Genomic DNA, 1,312 nt, shown 5'->3' with positions numbered 1-1,312 from the left:
GTCAGTGTCAGGGTGGGATTGCCGCTGTTGCGGTGGTTGGGATCCTGGCCGGTGGTGATCTGGCTCCTACGGTCGGTGCCGCCCCTGTGTGGGGTTGGAGTGCATGCGTTGTGCCGATCACCGCTGGTCAGGGCCGACCGGCGTGACTTGATAGGAGCGTGGCCGCGCCCCCACTGAGACGTGTCCGCCGGCCGGCCCAGCCGTCCCTCCGAGATGAGAAGAGGTGACGCCACCCATGGTGGTGCTGGGAGTCGACGTCCACAAGGACACCCACACGACGGTCGCGGTCGACGAGATCGGCCGCGAGATCGGGCAGAAGACCGTACCCGCCCGCGATCGCGGCCATGCCGCCTTGGTGCGCTGGGCCCGGGCACACCACCCGGGCGGGCGGATGTGGGCGATCGAGGACTGCCGCCACGTCTCGACCCGGCTGGAACGGGCGCTGCTGTCCGCGGGTGAGCGGGTGGTGCGGGTCCCGCCCAAGCTGATGGCCGGAGCCCGGGCCGCTGCCCGCACCCGGGGCAAGTCCGACCCGATCGACGCGCTGGCCATCGCCCGCGCCGCGCTGCGCGAGCCCGACCTGCCCGCCGCCGAGCACGACCGGACCTCGCGGGAGTTGAAGCTGCTGGTCGACCATCGTGAGGACCTCGTCGCCGAGCGGACCCGGATGCAGAACCGGGTGCGCTGGCACCTGCACGAGCTCGACCCCGACCTCGACATTCCCTCCCGCGGCCTGGACCGGCTGCGCGTGCTGGACCGGTTGCTGGCCTGGCTGGGCCAGCACCCTCCGGCGCCGCAGTCGCAGATGGTGGCGCGGATCGCCGCCGAGCTGCTGGCCGACATCCGCGCGGTCACGGTGCGGGTCAACGCGCTGGAGCGGGAGCTGTCACGGCTGGTCGAGCAGGTCGCGCCGCAGCTGCAGGCCGTGCCCGGGGTGGCCGGACTGACCGCGGCAAAAATCATTGGTGAGGTGGCGAACATGTCCCGGTTTCGGTCCGAGGCCTGTTTCGCCATGCACGCCGGCGTGGCGCCGATACCGGCATCGTCGGGGCGCACGAACCGTCACCGCCTCGCCCGCGGCGGGAACCGGCAGCTCAACGCTGCGCTACACCGGATCGCGGTCACCCAGGCCCGCCTGCCCGACACTCCCGGCCGCACCTACTACCAGCGACGGCTCGAGATGGGGAACACGAAGATGGAAGCCCTGCGCGCCCTCAAACGACGCCTCGCCCGCGTCGTGTTCAACCTCCTGCACACCACCACAAGCACAACGACCGGTCCCCAACCGGTCGCCGCTTGACATAGGAGCAAC

At 71.2% G+C, this 1,312-nt stretch carries 1 protein-coding gene; it reads left to right on the top strand.

Annotated elements, in window-relative coordinates; genetic code table 11:
- Nucleotides 1–235: 235 nt before the first annotated feature.
- On the top strand, nt 236–1,300 hold the full coding sequence (locus PSD17_RS25215) for an IS110 family transposase (protein WP_013673384.1): 1,065 nt from the start codon (nt 236–238) through the stop codon (nt 1,298–1,300).
- Nucleotides 1,301–1,312: the final 12 nt, after the last annotated feature.

Origin of the sequence: Pseudonocardia sp. D17, from assembly GCF_036984265.1 — a bacterium.
Lineage (GTDB): Bacteria > Actinomycetota > Actinomycetes > Mycobacteriales > Pseudonocardiaceae > Pseudonocardia > Pseudonocardia benzenivorans.
The sequence above is the reverse complement of the archived record's forward strand: the minus strand, read 5'-3'. Positions and strand labels throughout refer to the sequence as shown.